This is a genomic window from Bradyrhizobium huanghuaihaiense, from assembly GCF_025200885.1.
Taxonomy (GTDB): domain Bacteria; phylum Pseudomonadota; class Alphaproteobacteria; order Rhizobiales; family Xanthobacteraceae; genus Bradyrhizobium; species Bradyrhizobium huanghuaihaiense.
Genome location: NZ_CP104172.1, coordinates 9,580,330 through 9,605,782 on the forward strand (window position 1 = coordinate 9,580,330; position 25,453 = coordinate 9,605,782).

General features: G+C 63.7%; 29 protein-coding genes and 1 tRNA gene. 13 read left to right on the forward strand and 17 right to left on the reverse strand.

The annotated features are described in order from the left end of the window. The 5 genes from N2603_RS44540 to N2603_RS44560 all read left to right on the forward strand — a co-directional run bounded on the left by N2603_RS44540 (position 1) and on the right by N2603_RS44560 (position 4,387). The gene (locus N2603_RS44540; RefSeq protein WP_260387204.1) at positions 1–1,062 is read left to right on the forward strand and encodes a sensor domain-containing diguanylate cyclase; all 1,062 of its coding nucleotides are present in this window, start codon (positions 1–3) and stop codon (positions 1,060–1,062) included. A gap of 227 nt (positions 1,063–1,289) precedes the next feature. Next, a complete protein-coding gene (locus tag N2603_RS44545; RefSeq protein WP_260387205.1) occupies positions 1,290–2,552 on the forward strand; it encodes an MBL fold metallo-hydrolase in 1,263 nt (420 codons plus the stop codon). A 1-nt stretch (position 2,553) separates the two neighbouring features. Beyond that, complete coding sequence (locus N2603_RS44550) at positions 2,554–3,465, forward strand: hypothetical protein (RefSeq protein ID WP_260387206.1); 912 nt, start codon at positions 2,554–2,556, stop codon at positions 3,463–3,465. A 46-nt stretch (positions 3,466–3,511) separates the two neighbouring features. Then, positions 3,512–4,210 carry a metallophosphoesterase family protein gene (locus N2603_RS44555; RefSeq protein WP_260387208.1) on the forward strand — a complete coding sequence of 233 codons (699 nt, stop codon included), beginning with the start codon at positions 3,512–3,514 and terminating at the stop codon, positions 4,208–4,210. A gap of 100 nt (positions 4,211–4,310) precedes the next feature. Beyond that, positions 4,311–4,387 (forward strand) — tRNA-Arg (locus N2603_RS44560). Positions 4,388–4,414: 27 nt separating this feature from the next. Here the strand turns inward: N2603_RS44560 and N2603_RS44565 are convergent. From N2603_RS44565 to N2603_RS44580, 4 genes are all read right to left on the reverse strand, one after another. After that, the gene (locus tag N2603_RS44565) at positions 4,415–4,624 is read right to left on the reverse strand and encodes a hypothetical protein (protein WP_260387209.1); all 210 of its coding nucleotides are present in this window, start codon (positions 4,622–4,624) and stop codon (positions 4,415–4,417) included. Positions 4,625–4,800: 176 nt separating this feature from the next. Then, positions 4,801–5,058, reverse strand: coding sequence for a TackOD1 domain-containing metal-binding protein (locus N2603_RS44570; RefSeq protein ID WP_260387210.1), 258 nt, complete (start codon positions 5,056–5,058; stop codon positions 4,801–4,803). A gap of 31 nt (positions 5,059–5,089) precedes the next feature. Beyond that, positions 5,090–6,136, reverse strand: a complete 1,047-nt coding sequence (locus N2603_RS44575) for an HlyD family secretion protein (RefSeq protein WP_260387211.1) — start codon at positions 6,134–6,136, stop codon at positions 5,090–5,092. After that, positions 6,133–7,398, reverse strand: a complete 1,266-nt coding sequence (locus N2603_RS44580) for a glycosyltransferase family 2 protein (RefSeq protein ID WP_260387212.1) — start codon at positions 7,396–7,398, stop codon at positions 6,133–6,135. Before N2603_RS44580 ends, N2603_RS44575 begins: the two co-directional genes overlap by 4 nt. A gap of 472 nt (positions 7,399–7,870) precedes the next feature. Here N2603_RS44580 and dinB point away from each other — a divergent pair, with 472 nt between their 5' ends. Both dinB and N2603_RS44590 read left to right on the forward strand, forming a co-directional pair. After that, positions 7,871–8,971, forward strand: coding sequence for a DNA polymerase IV (gene dinB / locus N2603_RS44585; RefSeq protein ID WP_260387213.1), 1,101 nt, complete (start codon positions 7,871–7,873; stop codon positions 8,969–8,971). A 104-nt stretch (positions 8,972–9,075) separates the two neighbouring features. Then, entirely contained in the window at positions 9,076–10,488 is a 1,413-nt protein-coding gene (locus N2603_RS44590) for a sensor histidine kinase (RefSeq protein WP_260387214.1), read from the forward strand. 56 nt (positions 10,489–10,544) lie between these two features. On the opposite strand, the gene N2603_RS44595 is transcribed toward N2603_RS44590, so the two are convergent. The 3 genes from N2603_RS44595 to N2603_RS44605 all read right to left on the reverse strand — a co-directional run bounded on the left by N2603_RS44595 (position 10,545) and on the right by N2603_RS44605 (position 12,051). Further along, the gene (locus N2603_RS44595) at positions 10,545–10,838 is read right to left on the reverse strand and encodes a hypothetical protein (RefSeq protein ID WP_020607946.1); all 294 of its coding nucleotides are present in this window, start codon (positions 10,836–10,838) and stop codon (positions 10,545–10,547) included. A gap of 205 nt (positions 10,839–11,043) precedes the next feature. Then, the gene (locus N2603_RS44600; protein WP_260387215.1) at positions 11,044–11,337 is read right to left on the reverse strand and encodes a DUF1330 domain-containing protein; all 294 of its coding nucleotides are present in this window, start codon (positions 11,335–11,337) and stop codon (positions 11,044–11,046) included. Between the two features lie 24 nt (positions 11,338–11,361). Further along, positions 11,362–12,051, reverse strand: coding sequence for a DNA-3-methyladenine glycosylase I (locus tag N2603_RS44605; RefSeq protein WP_260424422.1), 690 nt, complete (start codon positions 12,049–12,051; stop codon positions 11,362–11,364). Positions 12,052–12,558: 507 nt separating this feature from the next. Between N2603_RS44605 and N2603_RS44610 the strand changes: the two genes are divergently transcribed. From N2603_RS44610 to N2603_RS44620, 3 genes are all read left to right on the forward strand, one after another. Next, the gene (locus N2603_RS44610; protein WP_260387216.1) at positions 12,559–13,722 is read left to right on the forward strand and encodes an MBOAT family O-acyltransferase; all 1,164 of its coding nucleotides are present in this window, start codon (positions 12,559–12,561) and stop codon (positions 13,720–13,722) included. A 3-nt stretch (positions 13,723–13,725) separates the two neighbouring features. Then, the gene (locus N2603_RS44615; protein ID WP_260387217.1) at positions 13,726–14,796 is read left to right on the forward strand and encodes a hypothetical protein; all 1,071 of its coding nucleotides are present in this window, start codon (positions 13,726–13,728) and stop codon (positions 14,794–14,796) included. A gap of 150 nt (positions 14,797–14,946) precedes the next feature. Beyond that, entirely contained in the window at positions 14,947–15,774 is an 828-nt protein-coding gene (locus N2603_RS44620; RefSeq protein ID WP_260387218.1) for a metallophosphoesterase family protein, read from the forward strand. On the opposite strand, the gene N2603_RS44625 is transcribed toward N2603_RS44620, so the two are convergent. The 4 genes from N2603_RS44625 to N2603_RS44640 form a co-directional block, all read right to left on the reverse strand. Next, on the reverse strand, positions 15,713–16,198 hold the full coding sequence (locus N2603_RS44625; RefSeq protein ID WP_260387219.1) for a Crp/Fnr family transcriptional regulator: 486 nt from the start codon (positions 16,196–16,198) through the stop codon (positions 15,713–15,715). The two genes, N2603_RS44620 and N2603_RS44625, sit on opposite strands and share 62 nt — an antisense overlap. A 102-nt stretch (positions 16,199–16,300) precedes the next feature. Continuing rightward, on the reverse strand, positions 16,301–17,041 hold the full coding sequence (locus N2603_RS44630; protein ID WP_260387220.1) for a di-trans,poly-cis-decaprenylcistransferase: 741 nt from the start codon (positions 17,039–17,041) through the stop codon (positions 16,301–16,303). Positions 17,042–17,071: 30 nt separating this feature from the next. Further along, entirely contained in the window at positions 17,072–17,446 is a 375-nt protein-coding gene (locus N2603_RS44635) for a winged helix-turn-helix domain-containing protein (RefSeq protein ID WP_018644262.1), read from the reverse strand. Further along, complete coding sequence (locus N2603_RS44640; protein ID WP_260387221.1) at positions 17,433–18,050, reverse strand: hypothetical protein; 618 nt, start codon at positions 18,048–18,050, stop codon at positions 17,433–17,435. Before N2603_RS44640 ends, N2603_RS44635 begins: the two co-directional genes overlap by 14 nt. A 202-nt stretch (positions 18,051–18,252) precedes the next feature. On the opposite strand from N2603_RS44640, the gene N2603_RS44645 reads away from it, so the two are divergent. Then, the gene (locus N2603_RS44645; protein WP_260387222.1) at positions 18,253–19,494 is read left to right on the forward strand and encodes a S1C family serine protease; all 1,242 of its coding nucleotides are present in this window, start codon (positions 18,253–18,255) and stop codon (positions 19,492–19,494) included. A gap of 74 nt (positions 19,495–19,568) precedes the next feature. Here N2603_RS44645 and N2603_RS44650 read toward each other — a convergent pair whose 3' ends face one another. The 6 genes from N2603_RS44650 to N2603_RS44675 all read right to left on the reverse strand — a co-directional run bounded on the left by N2603_RS44650 (position 19,569) and on the right by N2603_RS44675 (position 22,987). Further along, entirely contained in the window at positions 19,569–20,306 is a 738-nt protein-coding gene (locus N2603_RS44650) for a DUF899 domain-containing protein (RefSeq protein WP_260387223.1), read from the reverse strand. Positions 20,307–20,324: 18 nt separating this feature from the next. After that, on the reverse strand, positions 20,325–20,669 hold the full coding sequence (locus N2603_RS44655) for an SRPBCC family protein (RefSeq protein WP_020607943.1): 345 nt from the start codon (positions 20,667–20,669) through the stop codon (positions 20,325–20,327). Further along, positions 20,669–21,121: an ArsR/SmtB family transcription factor gene (locus N2603_RS44660; protein ID WP_260387224.1), complete on the reverse strand. Its 453-nt coding sequence runs from the start codon at positions 21,119–21,121 to the stop codon at positions 20,669–20,671. Before N2603_RS44660 ends, N2603_RS44655 begins: the two co-directional genes overlap by 1 nt. A gap of 100 nt (positions 21,122–21,221) precedes the next feature. Next, entirely contained in the window at positions 21,222–21,476 is a 255-nt protein-coding gene (locus N2603_RS44665; protein WP_018644251.1) for a DUF3551 domain-containing protein, read from the reverse strand. Between the two features lie 106 nt (positions 21,477–21,582). Then, positions 21,583–21,861: a DUF3551 domain-containing protein gene (locus N2603_RS44670; protein WP_260387225.1), complete on the reverse strand. Its 279-nt coding sequence runs from the start codon at positions 21,859–21,861 to the stop codon at positions 21,583–21,585. Between the two features lie 151 nt (positions 21,862–22,012). Next, positions 22,013–22,987 carry a Bug family tripartite tricarboxylate transporter substrate binding protein gene (locus N2603_RS44675; RefSeq protein ID WP_018644249.1) on the reverse strand — a complete coding sequence of 325 codons (975 nt, stop codon included), beginning with the start codon at positions 22,985–22,987 and terminating at the stop codon, positions 22,013–22,015. A 141-nt stretch (positions 22,988–23,128) separates the two neighbouring features. Here N2603_RS44675 and N2603_RS44680 point away from each other — a divergent pair, with 141 nt between their 5' ends. Both N2603_RS44680 and N2603_RS44685 read left to right on the forward strand, forming a co-directional pair. After that, positions 23,129–23,539, forward strand: coding sequence for a VOC family protein (locus N2603_RS44680; protein WP_260387226.1), 411 nt, complete (start codon positions 23,129–23,131; stop codon positions 23,537–23,539). A gap of 224 nt (positions 23,540–23,763) precedes the next feature. Next, a complete protein-coding gene (locus N2603_RS44685) occupies positions 23,764–25,344 on the forward strand; it encodes an AMP-binding protein (RefSeq protein ID WP_260387227.1) in 1,581 nt (526 codons plus the stop codon). Positions 25,345–25,453: the final 109 nt, after the last annotated feature.

The following is a 25,453-nucleotide window of genomic DNA, read 5'->3' on the forward strand; positions in this document are numbered from 1 at the left end:
ATGGCGAAGCCAGGCAAGACGCAGACCGGGAGCGTCGACGTTGCGGAATCCTATGCCGCGCGGCTGATGCAGCACCTGGTGGTGCCGACCTTCGTGATCGACCCGAAGCGCCGCGTCGTGATCTGGAACAGGGCCTGCGAGCGGCTGACCGGCGTCGCCGCCTCCGAGGTGATCGGCACCAGCAAGCACTGGCAGGCGTTCTATGAGACCAGGCGCCCCTGCCTTGCCGACCTTGTCGCGCTCGACCGTCCCGAGCAGCTGCCGGAGTTCTATTCGGAATATGCCGCGCGCGGCCATAACGGGCTCGGCTTTTCCGCCGAGAACTGGTGCGTGATGCCGAAGCTCGGCAACCAGCTCTATCTCGCCATCGACGCCGGCCCGATCCACGACGAGGCCGGCCAGCTGATCGCCGTGGTGGAGACGTTGCGCGACCTCACCGACCAGAAGCGCGCCGAGATGGCGCTGAAGGAGCTCGCCACCAAGGACGGGCTCACCGGCCTGTCGAACCGCCGCTCGTTCGACCAGATGCTGATGAGCGAATGGGCCCGCGCGGAGCGCACGCAGAAGCCGATGGCGCTGCTGTTCGTCGACGTCGATCATTTCAAGCTGTTCAACGACCACCACGGCCACCAGACCGGGGACGAATGCCTGCGCGCGATCGCGGCCGTGGTGAGCCGGCATGCCGTGCGCCCGCTCGACCTCGCCAGCCGTTATGGCGGCGAGGAATTCGCGCTGATCCTGCCCGACATGGATTGTGATGCCGCCTGCGTCATCGCCGAGGAGATCCGCATCGCCGTCATGACCTTAAGGATCGTCCATGGCGCCAGCGGTGCCGGCGAGCACGTCACCCTCAGCGTCGGTGTCGCCAGCCGCATGCCCGGCGCCGCCGACGGCGGCCCCGACCGGTTGCTGGGCGAGGCCGACGAAGCGCTCTATGTCGCCAAGCGGCTCGGGCGCAACCGCGTCATCTGCGCCGACAGGGTGCTGGCCGAGTTCGTGCGGACCGATCGCGGCTCGTACCGGCTTCCAGTCGTCGCCAATCGCCGCTCCAGCCGAGGCTGACATTCATCCCACCGAAGGTTGTATTGCGTTCGGGCGCGCCAACGGGTGATGTTGCACCAGTACAACACGCACATTTTCTTCTCGAACAGCCGCAATTTCTCGGGCGCTCGTTTGAATATAGATAAGCCGTTGCCTGGAGCCGTATTCGCTTTGATGTGTCCCTGCCGATTCCCAAGTGCCCTCCTCCACCCCGCCGAACCCGGCTCTGCCGTCAAGACCAACCGCTGATGTCCGAGGAAGCCGGTTCGTTTCGCGGGCGTGTCCACCGCGGAACGCAGCAAATTGGTGGCACCTGCATTGAGCTCGAGGCCGCGGGCGAGCGAATCCTGCTCGACCTCGGACTTCCGCTCGATGCCGACGGCCCGTCCGATGATCTGCTCCCGCCCGTGGCCGGGCTTCGCGCCGAGGATCCAGCCTTGCGTGGAATCGTCCTGTCGCACGGGCACGGCGATCATTGGGGCTTGCTGCCCCTGTGCAGACCCAACGTCCCTCTCGCCATGGGCGCCGCGACGGCGCGCATCATGCGTGCGGCGGCTCCTTTCGTGCCCAATGCCTTCGTGCCTGACGTTTCGTTCGAGCTGGTCGATCGCAAGACCTTCCAGATCGGCCCGTTCGGCATCACGTCCTATCTCGTCGATCATTCGGCCTATGATGCCTATGCGCTGCTGATCCACGCCGCCGGCCGGCGACTGTTCTATAGCGGCGACATCCGTGCGCATGGCCGCAAGGGCGGCCTGTTCGAGCGATTGGTGAGCAATCCGCCCCGCGGCGTCGATACGATGCTGATGGAGGGGTCGAGCCTCGGCCGCCTTGACGAAGACACGCAATTTCCGACGGAAGACGACATCGAGGCGAGGCTGACCGAGAGCCTCAGGCCACCGGGCTTCGTCATCCTCTCGGCGTCCGCGCAGAACATCGATCGCATCGTCAGCGTCTATCGCGCCTGCAAGCGCAGCAACCGGACGCTGCTGCTGGACCTCTACGCGATGGAGATATTGCGGGCCACCGGCAACGAGCGCCTGCCGAACGTCGGCTGGCCCAATCTGTCGGTCTATGTGCCGGAATATCAGCGTCGACAGATCGCACGCAACAAGCGCTTCGATCTTCTGGAGCCGTACAGATCTGCGCGCATTTACCGCGAGCATATCACCGAGATCGCCGATCGCACGGTGATGTTATTTCGCCCGGCAATGGCCCGCGATGTGGAGACCGCAAATCTCTGGACCGGCACCAGGGCGATCTGGTCGCAATGGGACGGATACCTGAAGGATGGTCCTGGCGCCGAGCTGAAGGCGGATCTCGCGACACGCGGCGTTCCCATGGAAATCATCCATACCTCGGGTCACGCCAGCATCCCGGATCTCAAGCGGCTCTCGAACGCAATACAACCGGACAGACTGGTGCCCATTCACACGTTCGAAGGCGACAGCTTCGGCAAATATTTTGACAACGTCACGCGACGCCGCGATGGCGAATGGTGGGAGGTATGAGATGAGCTTCAAACGTGGAATCTGGAACGGCGACTTTCTGAGGGCACTCGAAGCACTCGCGCAGCAGGATGGCTGGTGGAAAGACGTTCTCGCCGATCCGTCGCTCATCATCGGTGTTCGGGATGACTACTTGAACATCTATTGGCAGGGGCAATCCATCTTCAAAGTGTCGTTCAAGGGCGGGAAAGTGGCTGCCTCGACGCACGAGAAATATCTACTGAACCCGGACTTGAAGGATCAGATCTCGCTCGTCGAGGGGAAATTCGCCTTCGGCGAGGCCGAGCCAAGAATGCTGACGCGCGACTACGAGGGCGCAGCGACCCTGGCGAAGCTCAAAAGAGCCGCATCGCTCTATTCCGGCCAGGAGAAGGAAGGCGTCCACGAGATCGCGACATCCAATAACTCCGTCGTGGACGTGGAGATTGCGATCAACGCCTCCAGCATCCCCGACATCAAGCGGAACCTCCCCCGCATGGACCTGGCGAACTTCGAAATGACGGCGAACGGCGTGGATCTGGTATTCTGGGAGGCCAAGACGTTCAGCAACCGCGAACTGGAGAACGGCAAGATTGTCGATCAGATCAAGGACTATCGGACGGTGATCGACCTTCACCAGACGGAGATCGATAAGAGCTATCGATGTGTTGCGGAGAATTTGGCCGACATGGCGAGATGGAGCAACGACCGTCGCAGTGTGGCTGCGGCAATCCGCGCCGTTAAGGGCGGGGCCAAACTCAACGTGAACAGCGCCAATGTCGGGCTGCTCGTTTATGATTACACTGCGGATCAAAGCGATCGCAAAGACAAGAGCGGCAAGACGCTAAAAGAAAGAGTGACTGAGTCGCTTGCGGAGGTGGGCGTAGGCCCGGAGCGGATCAAGTTCAAAGGCACGCCAAAGGGTCTCACCATCTGAGCTGGCAAGAGGGAGGAATCTTATTTTGCCCCTTCCCGAGCACGAATTGCTCACCTTCGCGATCGGCGACATCCATGGCTGTTTTGACAAGCTGTCGTCGCTGCTCGCCGTTTGCGACGAGATTCGCGGTCACCGGAGCGCCCAGTTTGTCTTTGTCGGAGACTACATCGACAGGGGCCCCCAGAGCCGCGAGGTGATGGATTTTCTCGTCGGCAGCGAAGGGGAGCAGAACCGCCCCTTCGTCTGTCTCCGGGGCAACCATGAGGAGATGTTGCTTCGCGCGGCCGACATGGAGCGCACCGACCAGGACCTCATGAATTGGTGGGGAAACGGCGGCGAGCAGACGCTCGACAGCTACGGGATCGACGATCCCGTCGATTTTCCCAGCGAGCATCTCGACTGGATCCGCGCACTTCCGCTCATGAAGATCGAGCTTGGACGACTTTTCGTCCACGCAGGAATACGGCCGGCCGTGCCGCTCGCGGCGCAATCCGAGCGAGACTTGCTCTGGATCCGGGAACCCTTCTTGTCGTCCGATCTCGACCACGGGCTGTTCATTGTCCATGGCCATACGCCGATCCGGTCCCGGACACCTGATCTGCGCGCGAACCGGTTGAATCTGGATACCGGCGCCTGCTTCGGGGGCCCGCTTACGGCGGCCGTGTTCGCCACCTCGGAGGCGGGCCCGTTGATGTTTGTGAACGATTCCGGCGAGATCTCGGGACCGGCCGCCCTCCAGGATTGAAGAGCGAAAGACCGGGAATTGGGGCGATACCGGGCGTCCGAGCCCGGGCAAAGCTAGCGGTTGCCCACCCCTCGCCAATCGGCTAAATGAACCTCGACTAGCACCCGTAGCTCAGCTGGATAGAGCGTTGCCCTCCGAAGGCAAAGGTCACACGTTCGAATCGTGTCGGGTGCGCCAGTCTTGCCGTCGTATTCCTACCGACATCTACGTCAGCATCGAAACGATCGCCTGGATCTGGTCGGAGGCGGACGCCACCAGCCCGTCATAGGACGTCTGACCATGCGCAGCGGTCTTCAGGATGCATTCGGCGACGGCCGCTTTCAGGCCGAAGACCGACTGATGGGCCGGCACGCTCGCCATCACGGTCTCGAGTGCCTGGCGCATCGTCTGAATGAGCTCGGAGCTGTATTGCATGGGCTGTCCTCCGCAGGCTCATATGGGACCACAGCCCGGGGCTTGCCACTCACAAGCCTGAGATTGCTCTTTGAACCCGTCGAGGCTGAACGCCTCAATTCAAACGTCAGATGGCCGCATTGAGCATGCCGGCAAACGCGACCGTGGCGACGACGACCGGCGACACCTGAAACATTTCAGATCGCGCTCGCAACCGGTGACACGACCATCTCCTTGCCGCAGGCGCTGCACCGCGCGCTCGTGCCGACGACTTCGCAAGCCGGGTCGCCTGAGGCGATGCTGCGCCGGCATTTCGGACAGACATAGCCGTCGGCTGTCTCGATGAAATCGCTGGACGGCCCGACATAGGCGCAGATCATGTGATGCAGGATCCGATCGAATGCGAGACGATTTCGGCAGACCGGGCACATCGTTTCATCCGCGCTGATCTGCACCGTCGTTTCCTTTCGATAGCACATCCTCGCCCTATTGCAGGCCCAGCAGGCGGACCAAGGCTGCGGCAAATCGGGACGTCAGGCTCGTGTAGTACATGTGAACGTTGACCGTTGAATTCAGCGGCGGCGGAGCGGCATCCGCGACGAAGCGGATGCGCGCGATCTGGGCAGCCGTGCGGTCGCGCGTCAGCGTTTGCCGGCCTGCGGCGTACACGACCGAGACCGGCAGGATCTCCGCGATCGTTCCGGCGATGCGGCGGTTGCCGAACACCACGAGCACCTGATTGCCGATCCTGGGCTCGACCAGGCGCGCATTCGGAATGTACCAATCGACGAAGATGTCGGTGGGATCGAGGATTTCGGCGATCGCCGTGCCCGCCACGAGCGATTGCCCGACATTGGCGAGATTGGTCGAAACGATACCGGCGACGGGCGCCAGCACCTGGCCGCCGGCGAAGTTCCGCTCCACGTCGTCGAGATGGTCGCGCAGCTGCTGGCCGAAATCGTTCAGGTCCGCCAGTTGGGTGATGGACTCCGCGATCTCCGCCTCCTGCGAAATGACGGACTTGCGCGCGAGGCCGCGTTCACGCAGCAATTCGAGGCGAAACGCCAGGCTCGCCGCGCTCGACGCTTCGATCTGGTCGACAGCCTCTTCCGTCAACGTCCTGTACGCCTTCGCCGCTTCCAGCGTTTCCTGCGCGACGTGGGCCCTGATGCGCAACTCCGATCGTCGGCTCGCAATGTCGGCCAATGCGCGCATGTAGGTCGCCACGATGTTGTCGCGCTCGGGCGAGCGGATCTGTGCGATCCGGTCCCCGGCCTTGACCGTGGTGCCAGGCGTAACCATGACCTCTGCGACCTGCACCAGATAGGGAAGTGAAACGACATGCGGCGGGGACGAGACCGTCCCCGGTCCGCTCAGATAGACCAGTGGCGCGCCAAAATAGACGACCAGAAAGGCGAGCACGCCGAAAACGGCCGTCGCATAGGTAAGGCGCACGAGCCGTCCCGCGGCGCTCCGACGGCTTCCCACGGGATCGGGGACATTCGGGTCCAGCCTGTTGATCGCGACATTCATCGGCGTGCTCCTTCAGGACCGGAAAACAGTGCGCGACGTACGCGCGGCGGCACGAAGTCATCGTCCCTGGACGCGGCGAAGATGATCTCGGAGGAGTAGGAGACCAGCCGGGCGCATTTCAGATAGACGCTCTGATAGACCGGGAAGACCAGCGCGGCCCCGAGATCGAGGATACGCGGCGCGCGCTTGAACAGGGCGAAGGCGAGGCCGAGATTGAAGAACGAAATCCACGTCAGCAGGACATAGATCGCGGCGAGAAGCCAGAAGGCGTCGGAGCCGAGCAAGGCCAGGAGATAGACGAGGTAGAATGGAAAACTGAGCGTGGGGATCAGGTCGAACAGGATGAAATCCAGCCTCTGCAGCGTATCGGGCAACCGCTCGAAGCGATGGAAGAACCGCAATTCGCCGTACATGATGAGGCGGATTCGCAAGGCGTCGCGATCCCACCGCGCGCGCTGGCGCAGCAGGCCAAGGCCACTGGCGGGCCCTGCCGTTGCGACCCAGGCTTCGGGCACGAAGCGAACGAGATAACCCAGCCGGCGCAGCCGCAGGCTGAACTCCAGATCCTCGCCCGGACCAACGTCGAGCCCGCCATGCCGCATGAAGACATCGCGGCGGTACATGGAGCAGGCGCCGGACAGGCAGGCGATCGCATCGACGGTGTCAAGGATGGTCCTGCCAGCGCTGATCGACATCAAATATTCGATGCTTTGAAGCCGCGTCCAGATCGAAGCGGTTTCGTTGCTGATCGCGATGTTGCAGCTCGCGCCCGCGACGCGCGGATCCGTGAATGCGGATGCGAGCCCGGCGACGGCCGCCGGTTCGAACAGCGTGTCGGCATCCACCGTCAGCAGCAGCTCGCCGCTGGCGAACCGGGCGGCGGCGTTGATCGCAGCGCTCCGGCCGCAGCGCGTGCCGTGGCAGATGACCATATCCACCAGCCCCGCCGCGCGTGCCTCCTCGGCAATGGCGCGCGTGTCGTCGGTGGAGCCGTCATCGACGACGATGATCTCGAGCGGCGCCAGGGTCTGCCGGCGCAGCGCTTCGATCGAACGAAGCAGGCCGGGACCACCGTTGAAAGCGGGCACGATCACGCTGACCGATGCGCGGATCGGCATTTCCCGTTGGGACAGCGCGCCGGTCAGGCCGAGCAGAGAGAGCGACAGCAGTGAGAACGTATAGCGGGGAATATCGAAGATGATGACCGCGAGCGCGAGCTGAATCCAGTTCATATCGGCGATCAACTGCAATGCTTCGAGCATGCTGACCTACCCTCCCCGGATAGCGAGGCGCACCTGGACGAAGGGAAGCCAGCGACCCGCACGAGACCGAGGAAATATCGGTGGACCGGCCCTGCTTCGTCTGCGTCGATTCCAGAGACCGGACCGTCAACTCGGAGTTTAGCATATCCCTTTGCGGCAACCGGGCGAAGGGCTTTGCGAGGAGCGACCGCGCGGGAACCCGATCGGTTAGAATTCGCGGAAAATCTGTAGGGATATGAAATCGGCCGCGGAGGCTTTGAGGCGAGCAAGGCGCGGGCGGCCGAGCATCCGAGGCGCGCCGCACGCTGGAGCAGGCGGGCGGAGGACCGATTGGCTTGCCACTCACAAGGCCGAGATTGCTCCTTGAACCCGTCGAGACCGAACGCCTAACGCGACCACGACGACGACGAACATGGGCAACTGAAGCATCCATCACCTCGCGCTTGTCCTTGCGCGATTGTATCATCATGGCATGAGCGATTCCGACACGGTGACGGGCGACGCCTCGCCCGTGCGCAAGATCATCCATATCGACATGGATGCTTTCTATGCGTCCGTGGAACAACGTGACAATCCGGAGCTGCGCGGCAAGCCGGTCGCGGTTGGAGGCTCCGCCGAACGCGGCGTCGTTGCGGCCGCGAGCTATGAGGCGCGCAAGTTCGGCGTGCGCTCGGCGATGCCGTCGGTCACCGCGAAGCGGCAATGCCCCGACCTGATCTTCGTCAAGCCGCGCTTCGAGGTCTACAAGGCGATCTCCAGGCAGATCCGCGAGATCTTTGCCGAGCACACGCCTGTCATCGAGCCGTTGTCGCTCGACGAGGCCTATCTCGACGTGACCGACAACCTGCAAGGCATCCCGCTGGCGCGGGACATCGCCTTGCTGATCCGCGGGAAGATCAAATCCGAGACGGGCCTCAATGCCTCAGCCGGCATCTCCTACAACAAGTTTCTGGCAAAACTCGCCTCCGATCATCGCAAGCCCAACGGCCAGTTCGTGATCTCGCCGGAGATGGGCCCGGCCTTCGTCGAGACGCTGCCCGTCGGCAAGTTCCACGGCATCGGTCCGGCGACGGCTGCGAAGATGAACGCGCTCGGCCTGTTCACCGGCCTCGACATCCGCAACCAGACGCTGGAGTTCATGAACGCGAATTTCGGCAAGTCGGGTGCGTATTACTACTGGATCTCGCGCGGCGTCGACGAGCGGCCGGTCCGGGCCAACCGGATCCGCAAGTCGATCGGTGCGGAGACCACGTTCTCGATCGACCTCGACGCATTCGATGCGCTGGCGGCCGAGCTCAAGCCGCTCGTCGACAAGGTCTGGCGCCATTGCGAGGCGACCGGCAACCGCGGCCGCACCGTCACCCTCAAGATCAAGTTCGCCGACTTCGAGATCATCACGCGGAGCAGGTCCGTCGCCGCGGCGGTTGCTGGCCGGGACGAGCTGGAGCGGCTGGCCTGCGGCCTGCTCGAAATCGAAATGCCCCTGCCCAAGCGCGTCAGGCTGCTGGGCGTGTCGCTATCCTCCCTCCAGGACGGGAACGATGCGGAGCCGCAGCTGACTCTGGGCATCTGAACCGGGCTCGGCCGGCGCTCGGCAAACGCGACATCTTTATCCGCGACGCGGCGGCCGACCTGTCGTAGAGACACCGGATATGCCTTTTTGCCATTGATGCCGGAATGCTTGCCTTATTGATACGCCTGGGACTGCGCTTCGAAGACCGGATCGAGGAGCGGCGGTTTGTCGACCAATACGTCCGGGGCAGCCTCGGGTGGACGCAGATCGCGATGCTGCTCGGCGCCGCCACCTATGCCGGCTACACGCTGTGGGATTGGGTGCTCTACCCCGAGGTGGTCCCGACCACGCTGGCCATCCGCGGCGGCACGGCCGTGTTCATCCTGCTGCCGCTGACCGCGCTGCTGTCGCGGCGGTGGATGAAGCCTTGGGCGGAGACGATCTTCCTCGTCTATTGCGTCATTCCCGGCTGCATCCTGCCCAGCATCTACCTCGTCCTGCCGTCGGGCTTCACCTTTGCCGCACCCGGCATGATGATGATCATCCTGTTCGTCTCGACCATGCTGCCGTTGCGGATCGGCTCGCTGGCGATCTTCTGCCTGCTGTCCTGGGTGGCGCTGATCGTCGCCGAGACGTTCGCGCCGACGCTGCCGATGGGCCTGCGCTTCATCAATCACTCCCTGGTCGGAAACGCCTATGCGCTATCGCTCTACGCCGTGGCTGCGCGCGAGTACCGGGCGCGAAAGCAGTTCCGGACGTCCGAGGCGCTGCAGCGGGAGAAAGAACGCTCGGAGAAATCGCTGCGCGATCTGCGCTCGACCCAGGAGCACCTCGTGCAGGCCGAAAAGCTCGCCTCGCTCGGTCAATTGGTGGCAGGCGTCGCCCACGAGGTCAGCACCCCGCTCGGCCTGGCGCTGACGACCTCGACCACCATGCAGACCGATCTGCAGGCCATGGCGGATGCGTTGGGTGGAACGTCGGTGCGGCGATCCGATCTCACGAAGGGAATCGACCGGCTCAGGCAGGGGCTCAACCTGACCTTCGATAATCTGCACCGCGCATCGGAAATGGTGCACAGCTTCAGGCAGGTCGCCGTCAACCAGGCCGACGAGGACCGGCGCACATTCGAGCTCAGGGATTGGCTGTCGGAGTTGATGTCCAGGCTCGGGCCGCTGCTGTCGCACCATGCTCTGGCGGTCGATGTCCGGTGTCCGGCGGGAATCAGGCTCAACAGCTACCCTGGTGCACTGGCGCAGGTGATCAGCAACCTCGCGCTCAATACGGCCGGGCACGCCTATCCCGACAAGAGGGGCGGCAGGTTTGCGATCACGGTCAGCCAGCCCGAGCCGAAATCGGTCCGCCTCGTCTGCACCGATGACGGCGTCGGCATCCCCGACGAATTGCAGGCGCACATCTTCGATCCGTTCGTCACGACGGGGCGCGAGCGGGGCAATGCGGGCCTCGGCCTGCACATCGCGTTCAACCTGGTGGCGTCATCGCTCAACGGGCGCCTGCGGCTCGAGAGCAAGACTGGTCCGGGAACCCAGATCGCCATCGAGATCCCGGTCGAGGCATGACGGTGACGGGATGTACGAGCCCGTCACCGACGAAAGCGCCGGCCTCGGCGGACCGTTCAATGCCTCATCTGCTCGAACACCACGATCACGCCGGTCGGCTCGGGCTCGTGCGCCATCAGGCGCGTCAGGTCCGAATCGCTCCAGTCGGCGAGACTGACGACCTCGCCGCTCTGACGATCTGCTCCGAGTGACGGGGTGGGTTCGAGCACCTTGAGACCCATCTCGTCGACGAAGAAGGTGTGCTCGCCGAACATGCTGTTGAGCTGAGGCATGGCGGGATGCTCGTCGGGCAGCACCTGGGCGCCGAGTTGATGAACGGTCTGCTTCACCTGTTCGGATGTTAGCTTCATGCGCTGCTCCGTTGCTGTCCTGTCCGGTTTCATCGGCTTGGGCCAGAGCGGGCGTTCCCTGCGCCTGTGCCGCCTGGCTCAGACTTCCGAACGGGTGCTGCGCACAAATGTTCCTGTGAAATGCATTTCGTGATCGCGCGTTGCATCTGCCGCGGTGGCGGCACGAGATCGCCACACGATGCACACGATCCGGCGGCGGACCGCGCTAATCGGCGGCTTCGACGATCCGGATGTCGCGATCGGCGCCGTCGCCGAGCAGGTCGTGCGCGGCCTGGTAGGCGGGGCTTGCATAGGCCGCCTTGGCCTGCTCGACACTGTCGAACTCGATGAGAACGACCCGTTCCATCTGGCCGAGCTCGAAGGCCACAGCCGGCACGCCGCGCGCGAGCACCCGGCCTCCCGCTGCCTCGATCGCCGGCCGCGACAGCTTGGCGTAGGCCGCCATGGAGTCGGGATTCTTGATCGCGCGGTAGGTGGCAACCCAATAGGCTTTGGCCATTTGGTATTTCTCCGAGTTCGTGACCTAGTGCTCGCTGCGGTTCTCGCCGACCGACAGCGCGCAGATGCGTGACAGATATGTGTAGGGCAGTCCGGTCTCCTCGGCCCAGGCGTTGAACTGCGCCTGCACCTTGGCGAGATCGCCCTTCGATTTCACCTCCTCGGCGATGTCGAGACCGGCATCGCGCAGGCATGCGACGACGTCCTTGGAGGTGACGAAACCGTCCCAGCCGACGAAGCGCAGCAGCATCTGGCCGGTATTGCCGCCCAGCCGGCTGCCGCGCCTGGTGAGCAGGTCGAGCAGGCCGACCTCGTTCGACGGCGGCCACTTCGCCAGAAACTTGCCGAAGCTGCCGTGCTCCTTCGCGATCTCCTGCACGAAGGCGGCGTTGTCGCGCACCGACATGATCTTGGCGCCGTTGCGCACGATGCGCGCATCGCGCAGCAGGCCTTCCCAATAGTCCTCGGGCTGAAAGCTGAGCTTGGCCGGCTGGAAATGCAGGAAGGCAGCTTCGAAGCCGTCCCATTTCGAATCGATCACGCTCCAGGCAAAGCCCGCGCAAAACACCCGCTTGGTCATCTCGGCGAGGATGCGGTCGTCGCCGAGCCTCGCCAGACGCTTCAGGTCGGGCTTGTCTGGCATCAGCTTGTCGAGCGCCTTGGGCCCGCCTTTGCGCTTCTCGGCGCGGGCACGAATGGTCTTGAAGGAGGTCATGTGGACACGGGGTGTTGAGGGCAGGCCACGACACCAGAATTCGGCGATCCGGTCCAGCCCCGGGAGGTCGGGCGGCACCGGCGCGCCAGGAGCATATTGCGGGCTTGCCGACGAGACCGCCGGCGACATTCTGTTGATTCCACTTCAACGTTGTTATTTTATATCGCTCTCGGCCTCCGTGCACGAGCCCCGCCACACGCTTCGATTGTTTCATTGTCCAGACCAACTGAATTGTAAGCGGCCCCGCCCCACCGCTCAGACCCGAGAGCCTCTCCTGCGATGTCCTTCGTTTCCGTGGCGTTCCTTTGCCTGGTCCCCGCCTCGTTCCTGCTCTATCATGCCACTTCGAGGCTGGCGGTTCAGAATCTGATCATCCTGGCCGCGAGCTACGTATTTTACGGCTGGTGGGACTGGCGCTTTCTGCCTCTGCTTGTCGGAATTTCCATCGTCAACTATGTCGCCGCGATCCTGATCGCGACTGCTCGGCAACCGGTCCGAACGCTTCTGGTGTTCGTCGCCGTTGCGGCGGCAATGGTCGTTCTCGCGATATTCAAATACTTCAACTTCTTCGTCGATTCGTTCGGGGCGATCGTCCACCGCGCGGGACTGAATCCGAACCTCCCGACATTGCGCATCGTCCTGCCGCTGGGCATTTCCTTCATCACGTTCCAGGGCATCGCCTATGTGGTCGACGTTTATCGCGGCAAGCATGCCGCCGAGAAAAGCCTTGTCAAGTTCCTCGCCTTCAAGGCGTTCTTCCCGCAACTCGTGGCGGGGCCGATCGAAAGAGCCAGCAATCTTCTCGATCAGTTCTCGGCGCCGCGACGCTTCACCTCCGATCACGCCGACCGCGCGCTCTGGCTATTGATCTACGGTTACGCCATGAAGGTCGTGGTGGCGGATAATCTCGCGCCCATCGTCGACACGCTCTTCATTCCAGAGCAGCCCTTCGGCTGGTCGGTCGTGCTCGCCACGCTCGCATTCGGCATCCAGATCTATGCCGACTTCAATGGATACAGCCTCATCGCCAAAGGCATCGCACTGCTCTTCGGCTTCGAGTTGATCTGGAATTTCCGCTATCCCTACTGGTCGGTCTCGATCAGCGAGTTCTGGCGCCGCTGGCACATCAGCCTCAGCACCTGGCTACGGGATTATTTGTACATCCCCCTTGGCGGCAACCGCGGCGGCGAGTTGATCACGAACCGGAACTTGCTGCTGACCATGGCCCTGGGAGGCCTTTGGCACGGAGCGTCGTGGACATTCGTTCTTTGGGGACTGCTCCACGGCGCAGCGCTTGCGATGCGGCGCAAGTTCTCCGGCGGCGACGAGCCCGGCTCGAAAGCTGATCGCGCGGCCGGCTGGGCTCTCACCATGCTGGTCGTATTCGTCGGCTGGTTCCTCTTTCGTGCGGCAGACTGGAATTTGCTGATAGGCATGCTCAGCGCACTCAAGAGATGGGAATGGGCACCGGTGCACGGCGCCGTCGTACTTGCCATTCTGTCGTTGACCTGCCCGTTGATGCTGCTCGAGTGGCAACTCCAGTCACGTGGAGACTATTTCCTGCTGCGCTGGCCTGCTTGGATGAAGTATCCGCTGTTTGCGGTACTCGTGGCCGTGACGGCCGCGGCATCCGGGCACGTCAACGCAACATTCATCTATTTCCAGTTCTAGCCCATGCCCCTGAAGCGCACGATCCAGGCGATTGCAAGCTGGCCGCTCATCGATGCCATTCGAATCGTCGCCCGCAAATTCGTTCCGGTTGCCGCATTGGCTGCACTCGTTCTCGGCGTCGCGCATTACATCTACCAGCAGGGCAAGCATCAATGGTCTCGCGGCGTCGAGACCTACATCGTCCTGGAACAGATCAGACGTGCGGAGCGGCTGCCTGCAGCGGATCTCGCGTTTCTCGGCGACAGCTCGTGCCTGATGGGGATCCACATTCCGACGCTGTTGCAGGCGTTCCCGGGATCCGATGTCGAGTCGTTTTGCACCATCGGATTCGTCGGTCCGGACGGCTACGGCGCGATGCTCGACAAGATGATCGCCCGCGGACATCAGCCCAGGAAGCTGGTTCTGGTGTTCAATCCGATTCAATACGAGCGCGATCCAAGATGGAATGAATGGGCGAATTTCATCCGGACCGACCACTTCGAAGCTCCTTCCAGCCTGTCGTTTCCTGCCGGAGGCCTCGAGTACATCCGACTGCTGATGGAGCGAGCGGTGTACAATCCGCTGCCCGGCGGTTACGCGGTCTACTACGGCGGCAAGGACCAGTTCATTTCAACGATCTGGCGCGAGCACGGCAGCGCGATCGATCCCAATCGGATGCTCGATATTCCATCGCTGCAGGCCTACAAGGCCACGCTGCCCGGGCACGTCTTCTTCAAGCCCGACCCCAAGATAAAACCGTACGTGATGAATGCGGAGTTCGAGATGGCGCTCGGCGCCTTGTCGAAGTCGCTCTCGAAGTTCGACCGCTCGAAGGTCTATCTCGTCATCACGCCGGTCAATTCCCTCTATGCCCAGGGTGGTCCACAAAGCTTTCATACAGAGGCAGGTGAAAGGATTGCCGCCCTGCTCGGTATCGACAGATCCCAATTTCTGAACACCCCGGATATGATGCTGGACATTATGTATGCCCATTACCCAGCACATCTCCATCGATGGAGCCGGATCATCTACACCGAGGAGCTTGCCAAGGCTCTGGCCGATCGCGGCGTCCTTGGAAGCGCCACAGACGACTAACCGACGGCTTCGGCCCGAGCAGCAAACCGCGTGGCCAATTTGTCGCGGCGCCGGTGCGGCAGGGTTGGTTTGTTTCTTGCTTCGGACGTTAGTCTTGGCAATATTCTCCTATTCGCAAGATTTGGATTGCGCTGACCTGACGGATTTTCGATGCGTTGCCTGGTCGTGGCCGACCTGCATTACTCGCTGCCGCAGCTCGACTGGCTGGTCAGCGCGGCGCCGCAATTCGACCTCGTGATCTTCGCCGGCGATGCGCTCGACATCGGCTCGATGGTGGATTTTCGCGCGCAGATCGTGGTGGTGAAGAAATACCTCTCGCTGCTCGCCGCAAAGACCCGCGTGATCCTCTGCTCCGGCAATCACGACCTCGACGAGCGCAACGCGGAGGGCGAAAAGATCTCGCGCTGGATCTCGGAGGTGCGCGAGCTCGGCATTGCCTGCGACGGCGACAGCCTCAGCATCGGCGACACTCTCTTCACGGTGTGCCCGTGGTGGGACGGGCCCCAGGTCAAGCAACGCCTCGTCGAGCAGTTGCGCGAAGCCGCCGCCAGCCGGCCGCAGCGCTGGATCTGGGCGCATCATGCGCCGCCGGCGGACTCACCGACGAGCTGGGGCGGCAAGCGCTTCTTCGGCGATGTCGAGCTGGTGCAGTGGATCATGCAGTACCAGCCGTCGATGGTGATCTCGGGCCATGTGCATCAATCGCCCTTCATCAGCAATGGATCGTGGTTCGACCGGCTGGGCCTGACCTGGGTCTTCAACACCGGCCTGCAGCCCGGGCGTCCCCCGACCTACATCGTGCTGGATTTCGATGAGGACAAGGCATTCTGGCTGGCGGCCGGCGAAGCGCAGTGGATCGACCTTGCCACTTCGCTGAAGCGGCCCGCCGCTCCGATCGAGTCGCCGCCCGACTGGCTCACATTCTTGGATCAGATTGCCGATCCGAGCCTGGCGAGACCTCAAGCGGCGGCAGGTTGATCATGCTCTGGAGCACCTCGCCGACCATGGCCAGATGCGTGCCGTGGCCGGCATATTGCCGCTTGAGATCGGCAAGATAGGTGTTGGCGACGTTGAGCCGCTGCGCCAGCATCTTTGCGATCAGCAGCGCGATGCCCGGCTCCTGCTTGAGGAACGAGGCGGCGTCCTCGAACTCATAGATGACGGCATCGGAACAGGCGCGCACCGTCGCCGTATGGGGCTGGCCCAGCAGCACGGACATCTCGCCGAGAATCGCGCCGGGCTCTGTGACGGTGGCAACCACCATCTCGCCCTTCAGCACCTCGAGCTTGCCCTGCATCAGCACATAGAGATGGCCGGAGGCGCCGCCTTCGGTGACAAGGTGCGTGCCGGCTGCAACCTGTCGTTCCGTTCCGCCGGTGCAATAATTCAGGACTGCGCGCATCTTGCGAAAGCTCCCATCGCTGGGGATACCCCGACCGATACTAGAGCACGATCCGTGCCACGCGGCAAATCAACGTGGGTGCTCGTTTTCCCGTGCCGCACGTCACACACGCGAGAGCGAGGGCACCTCTTCGGGCAGGATGGCCTGCAGGCCGCCAAAGCGGCGCTCGCGGTTGTGGAAGGCGGCGAGCGCGTCAGCGAGATCGCTCGCCTCGAATTCGGGCCACATCCGCTCGGTGAAGTGCAGCTCGGCATAGGCGCCTTCCCAGAGCAGGAAGTCCGACAGCCGCTTCTCGCCCGAGGTGCGGATGATGAGGTCGACGTCGCGAAGGCCGGCCTCGCCGGTGACGAGCTGCGAGAACGCCTCTCGGGTCAGGCTGGTCAGCGCCGCCGCCTTGGCCGCCGCGTTGAGGATGGCATCGCGCGCGGAGTAGTCGACGGCGATACGCAGATGCAGCGTGGCGCCTTGAGCGGTCGCCTCCTCGGCGCGCGTGATCGCCGCGGCGATGCCGTCAGGCAGCCGGTCGCGGCGGCCGATCACGGTGAGACGCACGCCGTTCCTGACGAGGCTCTGCACCTCGTTGGCGAGATAGAAGCGCAGCAAGGTCATCAGCGCGGCGACCTCGGCCTTCGGTCGCCGCCAATTGTCGGTGGAGAACGCATAGAGCGTCAGCGTGCCGATGCCCTGCTTGGGCGCGGCCTCGACGATGCGGCGGATGGCCTCGACGCCGGCCTCGTGACCGCGCACGCGTGACAGGCCGCGCCGGGTGGCCCATCTGCCGTTGCCGTCCATGATGATGCCGACATGAAGCTTCTCGTTGCGGGACGTGGTTTCACTTTGCATTGCAAAGTCTCCGGTCAAAAAAGGGGAGGATCAGGTCGAGATGATGCCGAGGCGGCCGAGCGGCGGCGCCTCGCGGCCGGCGGCCTTCGCCGCGTCGCGCACCAGGCGTTCGAGCACGGCGAGATAATCGAGGAAGCGACGGCGGCCGGCCTTGGTCAGGCGGCAGGTGGTATGCGGGCGATTACCCTCATAGCCCTTGGTCACCTCGACGAGGCCGGCCTCCTGAAGCACGGCAAGATGCCGGCTGAGATTGCCGTCGGTCAGGCCGCAGAGCTGCTTGAGGTCGGCGAACGCCAGACCCTTGGGATGCGCCATCAGCGAGGTCAGCAGCCCGAGCCTCGCCTTCTCGTGGATCACGCGGTCGAGCCCTTCATAGGAAAAGGGCGCGCTGTCAGTCTTCGACATCGTTGTCTCCGGACGCGAAATACAGAATGCCCGCCATCACCGACTGCCCGATCACGAAAGGCAGCCCCATGGTCCATGGCGACAGCGTATGGGTTCGGCTTGCGAGCAGCACGACCGCGAAGCCGGACACGAAATACCAGGCGCCGGCGAGCGCGACGGTGCGCGGCAGCGAGCGGACCGAGGCGAAGATGCCGAGCGACACCAGGATCTGCCACAGGCCCGGCAGCAGCCACAGCGTCTCGCTCGCGAACTTCCACATCACCACCGCGAGCAGCACGCCGGCGACGCCGGCAGGCAGAAACTGCTCGACCGCCTGGTGGATCATGGCATCGGCCAGGCCCGAATGATGACGGCGCGAGCGCGCCCGCATCTCGATCCCGATGATCAGGCCGGACAGCACGGCGGCGATGAGCCAGCCGAAGAAGAAGCCGACCGGCTCGCTGGTCGGATCGCCAAGCAGCCAGAATTGCAGGATCGCGGTGATCAGCGCGACGGCGCCCGTTGCCGCCATCGTCGCCGGGCCATAGCCGCGGAATGCCGTGCCCGCCGCGATCTGGCTGCGGATCGCCACGATGTCGGCCAGTGCCTTGTCGAGATCGCGCATCGGCAACGCCAAAACCTCGCTCCGCCCCAGATTTCCAAGGGCAAACGCTCTCTTACTTTGTACTGCAAAGTATATAGGATTGCAAAGTAATGGCAAGCGCGAAAAGTCGCGGCCGGCGAATTCGATCCGTTCAGACAACTGTCGGTTGCGCGGCGCCCGTCCCCGCAGATAAGATGCACGCAAAAGCGTTCCGGGGGCTGGCATGTGGCTTAAGTCGTTGATCGTTGCGTCCGCGTTGCAGGTGGGTATCATCGCGGCGCAGGCGGCAGGGCCGTACGGCTCCGTCAATGTCGGCAACTGGATCGGCGGTGCCTTCAGCAATGACGAGACGGGCGTATTTTCGCATTGTGCAGCTACCGCGCCTTACGCCAACGGGGTGAGTCTCGTCCTTGCGCAGAATGCGGCCGGCTCCTGGCTGCTGAGCTTTGCCAGCCCCAGCTTTCGCTTCAACAAGGGCGATACCGCGCCCGTCGACTTCATCTTCGACGGCCAGGAGCAGGCCAGGTTGTTTGCGACCGCCGGCGCCCCCAACATGGTGACGACCATCCTGCCACTCAACGTCGCTCGCACCTTCCAGAAGGCAAGCCTGATGGTGGTGACGACCAACGGCAGCAAACCACTCCAATTCGTGTTGACGTCGACGGCGCCCATGATCGCGGCGCTGGCGAACTGCGTCACGCGGGTGAAGGCAGACGGGCTCAGCAAGGCCGGGGATTTCACCAAGGGTACCGCGAAGCCGGCGGCCACGGCGGACAAGCAGGCGTCGCCGCCGGCCAGCAAGCCCGCCAAGTCAAAGAGCGGTACCGGCTTCGTGGTCAGCGCCAATGGGCACATTGTCACGAACAACCATGTGATCGACGGCTGCAGCGACCTCAAGGGCAATCTCACAGGCGAGGCCGCAATGGCGTTGCGCCTCGTCTCGAGCGATGCGAACAACGATCTCGCCCTCTTGCAGGCGCCATCGACGGCGACGTTCAAGGACTTTGCGCGGATCCGCGACCGCTCGATCCGCTCCGGCGATTCCGTCGTCGCGATCGGCTTTCCCTACCACGGGCTGCTGAGCTCGGACTTCACGGTGACTACCGGCATCGTCAGCTCGCTCAGCGGCATGCGCAACGATTCGCGCTTTCTGCAGATCAGCGCACCCGTACAGCCCGGCAACAGCGGCGGCCCGCTGTTCGACACCACCGGGCAGGTCGTCGGCGTGGTCACGGGAAAGCTCGACAATTTGCGGATCGCGGTCGCAACCGGCAACATCCCTGAGAACATCAACTTCGCCATCAAGACCGGCGCACTGCGCGACTTCCTCGACAACTCCGTGGTGCCCTACCAGACCGCCGAGCCGAAGAGCGAACTCAAGACCACCGACATCGCCGGCAACGCCCGGCCGTATACGATGCTGATCTCGTGCAACGGCACGGAGCAGGCCGACGCGAAGCGGTGAGGCGGGCGCTGTCCGCCCCTTACCTCTGATGTCGTCCTGGCTTTCGCCAGGACGACATCGAGGAACGACCCCCCTCACCCGTGGCAGCACGCCGCCTTCGCCGCCTGCGGCTCGTACTGATCGCGCAGGCGCACCCAATCCATCGGATAGGGCAGACCGTCCTCGTGACGGCCGAGCGGGGTGAGATCGAGATACTGATAGGCGGCGTTCATCATGTCGAGGCCGCGGGCGAAGCAGGAATAGGTGTGGAAGATCTCGCCGGCCTCGTTGCGGTAGAACACGCTGATGCCGGGCAGCTCGGGGCCGTAGATCGGCGTGGTGCCGAAATTGTACATCGGCTTGCCGGTCGCGATCTCGTCCGGCGAGAAGGTTACGCCGTAATCGCGGTTGAAATCGCTGTCGCCTGAGGAGACCCAGTCGAAGGTCCAGCCCATCCGCTTCTTGAAGGCCTCGAGCTTTGCGCTTGACGCCAGCGACACCGCCGCCATCGACGTGTCGCGCGCGGCCAGATGCGGCACCATGCGCTCGAAACCGTCGGCCCAGAACGAGCAGCTCTTGCAGGCCGCGTCCCAGTCGGGCGCGAACATCACGTGCTGGACGACGAGCTGCGGACGTCCCTTGAAGAGATCGGAGAGCGTGACCTTGCCGCTCGGCCCGGTGAAGACATAGGACTTGTCGACCTTCACCCAGGGAAGCTGGCGGCGCTCGTCGGCAAGCCGTTCGCGAGCCTGCGTCAACTCCTTCTCACGAGCGAGATGAGCCTTGCGCGCCGCAATCCACTGCTCGCGCGAAACGACCTGATGTTGCTGCATGGCGTTCTCCTTTGGAATTCAGGCGACGAAGGCATCGAGCTTGTCGAAGAACGAGCTCCATCCGCGCAGGTGATTGTCGCGCGCCGTCTCGTCGGCGAACTGGGCGTGGTGGAACACCATCAGGGTGCCGGAAATGTCCGGCTTGAACGAGATCGTGACCAGCGATTCACGCTCCGGCGTCGAGTGCCAGGCCCAGGTGAAGACCAGGCGCTCGTTCGGCACCACCTCGCGATAGGTGCCACCGGCCTCGAAATACTCGCCGTCGTCGCGGACGAAGCTGATGCGAAAGCTGCCGCCGGTGCGGACGTCAAGCTCGGCTTCCATCGTCGCCGGCTTCATATTCGGCGGCCCGAACCACTGCACTAGCTGCTCGGCTTGCGTCCAGGCGGTGAAGACTTTTTCCGGCCGCGCGCGGAGCCGGCGCGTGAGCGTGAGGCTTGGCCGCTCCGCTGGTCGTTCGGCGGCGTTGACGGCTGCATTGGCCATGTCTCTTCCTCCACAAAGGCGGCAAGACGATCGAATTTGTCGGACCAGAACTGGGCGTAACGATTGAGCCAGTTCATCGCCTGCTCCATCGGCTGCGCGGTGAGCCGGCAGGAGACCGTGCGCCCGGTCTTCTCGCGCACGATCAGACCCGCATCCGTGAGCACGTCGAGATGTTTCATGATCGCCGGCAGCGAGACCGGAAACGGTGCAGCCAGCTCGCTCACCGACAGGCCGTCCGCTTCGCCGAGGCGTGCGAGCAATGCGCGCCGCGTCGGATCGGATAGTGCCGCAAAGGTCTGGTTCAGCGCCTCGTCCTGATACTTAACCATATGGTTTAGTATAGGTGTGAACGAGAGGGTGTCAAGCAGGAACCCGCGGGCTCGGATCTGTACGATCAGGTGATCAGGCAGACGTCGGTGAGAGGCGCCGCTAGTATGGCAGAGTGCGCCGGGCTCGCAGGGCCGGCTGAGGTGGCGCCCGCGTGATAAAGGCAGGATTCTGGCCGCAAAAGCCCTTGCGGCCGGAGGCGCTCAGCAGACATTGCTCGCGGGTTTGATAGGAGCAGTCGCCGGGATAGCCGTATTCCGAATCCTGAATGCACCACGCGTAGTCCGCGCGCGCCGTGCTCCCGCCAGCGAGCCAAACGACGACTATTGTGCCCAGCACAAATTGCGCCTTGCGCATGACCGACCTCCATGTTCGCCGCGCGACATGCGACCTCACAGAGAGAAAGGCTGGCGGAGCCAGTTTATTCCAGAGCGGTCCGGCGAAAACGCACCGCTTCGGGAGGCTAGTACGGGGCGACGGGCCGCGTGCGCCGCGTCGGGCGCGGCGGCGGCACCTGCTGCTGGCCGTAGGCAAAGAGAGGATTGCGGCCGCAATACAGCAAGCGGCCGGAGACGCTGGCCAGGCACTGCTCATAGGTGCTGTAGGCGCATTCGCCGGGATAGTCATATTCCCCGCCCTGGGCACACCAGGGATAGTCGCGGGCAGCGGCGGGCGTGACGGTGACAACGCCGGCAAGGATCGTCGCACCCAACGTCAGGAGTGCCAATTGCGTCTTGCGCATGATCCCAACTCCTTTGCTCACGGCGCGAGATACGCGCCACCTATCATCAGGTTTCGCCGCGGCATTTTATTCCAGGTCAACGAAACAACGCACGCAAGAAAAAAAGCCCTGCCGGATGGCAGGGCTCCCATTTTCGATCATCACAAGATCGCTACTCGACCTTCAGGCCGGCGAACTCGACCACCTTCTTCCACTTCTCGGTCTCGGCCTTGATCTCCTCGCCGAATGCCTCCGGAGTCTGCACCCGCGGCTCGCCACCGAGCTCGACGAGACGCTTGGTCATGTCGGGCTCCTTCATCAGCGTGTTGATTTCGCTGTTGAGCTTGGCGATGATCTCCTTCGGCGTGTTCTTCGGCGCGCCCATGCCGAACAGCGCGCTGGCCTCGTAGCCCTTCACGGTGTCGGCGATCGGCTGCACGTCGGGCAGCTGCGGCGAGCGCTCCGCGGTGGTGACGCCGATCGCGCGCAGCGAGCCGGAGCGGATGTGCTGGATGATCGATGGCATGTTGTCGAAGATCACCTGCACCTGGCCGCCGAGCATGTCGGTGATCGCAGGCGCGGCGCCACGATAGGGCACGTGCTGCATCTTGCAGCCGGTCATCGCCATGAACATCTCGCCGGACAGATGCACCGAGGTGCCGTTGCCGGACGAGGCCATGTTGACCTTGCCGGGATTGGCCTTCACATATTCGATGAACTCGGCGACGTTCTTGGCCGGCACGTCCTTGTTGACAGTCATCACGTTCGGCACGCGCTGGAACGAGGCCACCGGCGCAATATCGCGCACGAAGTTGAACTTGAGATTGCTGTACAGCGAGGCGTTGATGTAGTTGGCCGGATTGACCAGCTGCAGCGTGTAGCCGTCGGGCTCGGCATTGACGACCGATTCGGTGCCGATGTTGTTGCCGGCGCCCGGCTTGTTCTCGATCACGAATTGCTGGCCGAGCTTTTCCGACAGGCGCTGGCCGATCAGCCGTGCCAGGATGTCGGTGGCGCCGCCCGGCGGATAGCCGACCACCCATTTCACCGGACGGGCCGGATAATCGGCGGCAAGGGCCTTCGACAGCGGGGTGGCTGCAAGCGGACTGGCGGCGAGCAGGCCCAGCGCGGTACGGCGAGTGATCATCTCAAGGGTTCTCCCAGTGTTGTTCTTGAAGGGCCGTTGTTCTTGAAAGCCGGATGTCTTGAAAGCGGCGTCCGCGCGGTTGTAACAAAGCTTGCTGCGGGCGGAAAGTGCGCGGGGCGCATCGCGACGAAAGGATAAGGCATGCCGGTCAAGGTCGAAGCCCTCGATCATCTCGTGATCAACGTCGCCGATGTCGCGGTGACAGCGGAGTGGTACCGCAAGATTCTCGGCATGGAAGTCAAGGTGTTCGACCCCGGCGGCGGCAAAGCGCCGCGGACTTCCCTTCATTTCGGTAACCAAAAGATCAACGTCCGTCCGCGCGATGCCGACAAAGTCGAGTGGTTCACCGCGGAACACCAGACCGCCGGCAGCGAGGATCTCTGTTTCCTCACCTCCTCCGCTCCGGACGAGGTGGTGGCGCATTTGATGGCACATGGCGTCGCCATCGAGGAAGGCCCGGGCCCCAGGCAGGGCGCCCGCGGCACGCTGCGCTCGGTCTATTGCCGGGATCCCGATGGCAGTTTGATCGAGATTTCGTCGTACGAGGATTGAGGCTGGGAGCGCTGCGCAGCCAGCCCCATCGTCATTGCGAGCAAAGCGAAGCAATCCAGACCGCCTCCGCGGTAGCCGTCTGGATTGCTTCGTCGCAAGAGCTCCTCGCAATGACGGCGGAGAGAGCTCGCCCCCCGATTTGCGCCCCGCGTCATCCGATGGCAGGAAGACGCAATAATCGAAAAGCAGCCGGCAGCAAGATGCAGGCTGCACGGGAGGTCGCCATGCCTGTTCAACACACCGCAGCCGGATTCGTGGGTCCATTCGACGGGCTCGACGTACCCTGGCTCTTGAGAATGCGCGCCGAGGTCCGGCGTGATCATCCGTTCCTGATCTGGGCGCCGTTCGACGCGCCGGCGCGGCGCTGGAGCTATGGCGAGTTTCACGAGCGGGTCGGCGCGCTCGCGGCGGGGCTCGGAAGGCGCGGCGTCAGGCCGGGCGAATATGTTCTCATTCATCTCGACAATTGCATCGAGGCGCTGCTGGCCTGGTTCGCCTGCGTCGAGCTGGGCGCCATCGCCGTCACGACCAACACGCGCTCGGCGCCGGCGGAGATCGCATATTTCGCCGATCATTGCGGCGCGGTCGCTGCGATCACGCAGCCGGCCTATGCGGAGGTCGTTGCGCAGAACTGCCGCAATATCCGCTGGCTGGCGGTGACCTCGCATGATGCCGGCGCGGCGGCTGCGCAAGCGGTCTCGCGCTGCGACAGCTTCGAATCGCTGTTCGCCGACAGCGCCGACCATCCCAGGCGCGCGACCGATCCGCTGGCGCCGTGCAGCGTGCAGTATACCTCCGGCACGACGTCGCGGCCCAAAGCGGTGCTGTGGACCCATGCCAACGCGCTGTGGGGCGCCAAGATCAACGCTGCGCACGAGGACCTGCATGCGAGCGACGTGCACCAGGCATACTTGCCGCTGTTCCACACCAATGCGCTGGCCTACTCCATGCTGGCGACGCTGTGGGTCGGCGCCACCTGCGTGATCCAGCCGCGCTTCTCCGCGAGCCGGTTCTGGGGCGTCGCGCGGGAGCACGGCGCGACCTGGACCTCGACCATCCCGTTCTGCATGAAGGCGCTGCTCGAGCAGGAGATCCCGACGGACCATAAATTCCGCCTGTGGGGCACCGCGATCAACGAGCCGCCGGCCTTTGCCGCCTTCGGCGTCAAGATGATCGGCTGGTGGGGCATGACCGAGACCATCACCCACGGCATCGTCGGCGAGGTCGACCAGCCCAACATACCGATGTCGATCGGCCGCGCCGCGCCAGAATATCAGATCCGCATCACCGACGATGACGGACGGCCGACCGAGGTCGGCGACACCGGCAACCTTGCAATAAGGGGCATCCCCGGCCTGTCGCTGTTCGCCGAATATCTCCACAACGAAAGGGCAACGCGCGAGAGCTTTGACGAGCACGGCTTCTTCCTCACCGGCGACCGCGTCGAGCGACTGGAAAACGGCTTCATCAAGTTCGGCGACCGCGCCAAGGACATGCTGAAGGTCGGCGGCGAGAACGTCGCGGCCTCCGAGATCGAGCAGGTGATCGCGGTGGTGCCGGGCGTGCGCGAGGCGGCGGTGGTGGCGAAGAAGCACCCGATGCTGGACGAGGTGCCCGTCGTCTTCATCATCCCGCACGGCGGCGTCGCGGCTGCGCCGCTCGATTTCCATGACCGCGTGATGGCCGCCTGCCGCGCCGGCCTCGCCGACTTCAAGCTGCCGCGCGAGATCAGGCTCGTCGACGACATGCCGCGCTCGACGCTGGAGAAGGTGGCGAAGGCGGAGTTGCGGAAGATGGTGGGGTAGCGACGTCGCCAAACGGCAAGCTGCCGTAGGGTGGGCAAAGGCGCGTCAGCGCCGTGCCCACGTTCTTGGAAGTGGTGGGCACGCTTCGCTTTGCCCACCCTACGGCAGC

Excerpts from the sequence above, each read along its gene's own strand:
- N2603_RS44635 (WP_018644262.1), bottom strand. The coding sequence starts at position 17,446 with ATGTCGAAGACTGACAGCGCGCCCTTTTCCTATGAAGGGCTCGACCGC.
- N2603_RS44685 (WP_260387227.1), top strand. The coding sequence starts at position 23,764 with ATGCCTGTTCAACACACCGCAGCCGGATTCGTGGGTCCATTCGACGGG.
- N2603_RS44675 (WP_018644249.1), bottom strand. The coding sequence starts at position 22,987 with ATGATCACTCGCCGTACCGCGCTGGGCCTGCTCGCCGCCAGTCCGCTT.
- N2603_RS44625 (WP_260387219.1), bottom strand. The coding sequence starts at position 16,198 with ATGCGCGCAGTCCTGAATTATTGCACCGGCGGAACGGAACGACAGGTT.
- N2603_RS44620 (WP_260387218.1), top strand. The coding sequence starts at position 14,947 with ATGCGTTGCCTGGTCGTGGCCGACCTGCATTACTCGCTGCCGCAGCTC.
- N2603_RS44630 (WP_260387220.1), bottom strand. The coding sequence starts at position 17,041 with ATGCAAAGTGAAACCACGTCCCGCAACGAGAAGCTTCATGTCGGCATC.
- dinB (WP_260387213.1), top strand. The coding sequence starts at position 7,871 with ATGAGCGATTCCGACACGGTGACGGGCGACGCCTCGCCCGTGCGCAAG.
- N2603_RS44540 (WP_260387204.1), top strand. The coding sequence starts at position 1 with ATGGCGAAGCCAGGCAAGACGCAGACCGGGAGCGTCGACGTTGCGGAA.
- N2603_RS44565 (WP_260387209.1), bottom strand. The coding sequence starts at position 4,624 with ATGCAATACAGCTCCGAGCTCATTCAGACGATGCGCCAGGCACTCGAG.
- N2603_RS44645 (WP_260387222.1), top strand. The coding sequence starts at position 18,253 with ATGTGGCTTAAGTCGTTGATCGTTGCGTCCGCGTTGCAGGTGGGTATC.
- N2603_RS44660 (WP_260387224.1), bottom strand. The coding sequence starts at position 21,121 with ATGGTTAAGTATCAGGACGAGGCGCTGAACCAGACCTTTGCGGCACTA.
- N2603_RS44580 (WP_260387212.1), bottom strand. The coding sequence starts at position 7,398 with ATGCTCGAAGCATTGCAGTTGATCGCCGATATGAACTGGATTCAGCTC.
- N2603_RS44670 (WP_260387225.1), bottom strand. The coding sequence starts at position 21,861 with ATGCGCAAGACGCAATTGGCACTCCTGACGTTGGGTGCGACGATCCTT.
- N2603_RS44665 (WP_018644251.1), bottom strand. The coding sequence starts at position 21,476 with ATGCGCAAGGCGCAATTTGTGCTGGGCACAATAGTCGTCGTTTGGCTC.
- N2603_RS44550 (WP_260387206.1), top strand. The coding sequence starts at position 2,554 with ATGAGCTTCAAACGTGGAATCTGGAACGGCGACTTTCTGAGGGCACTC.
- N2603_RS44640 (WP_260387221.1), bottom strand. The coding sequence starts at position 18,050 with ATGCGCGATCTCGACAAGGCACTGGCCGACATCGTGGCGATCCGCAGC.
- N2603_RS44600 (WP_260387215.1), bottom strand. The coding sequence starts at position 11,337 with ATGGCCAAAGCCTATTGGGTTGCCACCTACCGCGCGATCAAGAATCCC.
- N2603_RS44680 (WP_260387226.1), top strand. The coding sequence starts at position 23,129 with ATGCCGGTCAAGGTCGAAGCCCTCGATCATCTCGTGATCAACGTCGCC.
- N2603_RS44595 (WP_020607946.1), bottom strand. The coding sequence starts at position 10,838 with ATGAAGCTAACATCCGAACAGGTGAAGCAGACCGTTCATCAACTCGGC.
- N2603_RS44650 (WP_260387223.1), bottom strand. The coding sequence starts at position 20,306 with ATGCAGCAACATCAGGTCGTTTCGCGCGAGCAGTGGATTGCGGCGCGC.
- N2603_RS44615 (WP_260387217.1), top strand. The coding sequence starts at position 13,726 with ATGCCCCTGAAGCGCACGATCCAGGCGATTGCAAGCTGGCCGCTCATC.
- N2603_RS44590 (WP_260387214.1), top strand. The coding sequence starts at position 9,076 with ATGCTTGCCTTATTGATACGCCTGGGACTGCGCTTCGAAGACCGGATC.
- N2603_RS44575 (WP_260387211.1), bottom strand. The coding sequence starts at position 6,136 with ATGAATGTCGCGATCAACAGGCTGGACCCGAATGTCCCCGATCCCGTG.
- N2603_RS44545 (WP_260387205.1), top strand. The coding sequence starts at position 1,290 with ATGTCCGAGGAAGCCGGTTCGTTTCGCGGGCGTGTCCACCGCGGAACG.
- N2603_RS44605 (WP_260424422.1), bottom strand. The coding sequence starts at position 12,051 with ATGACCTCCTTCAAGACCATTCGTGCCCGCGCCGAGAAGCGCAAAGGC.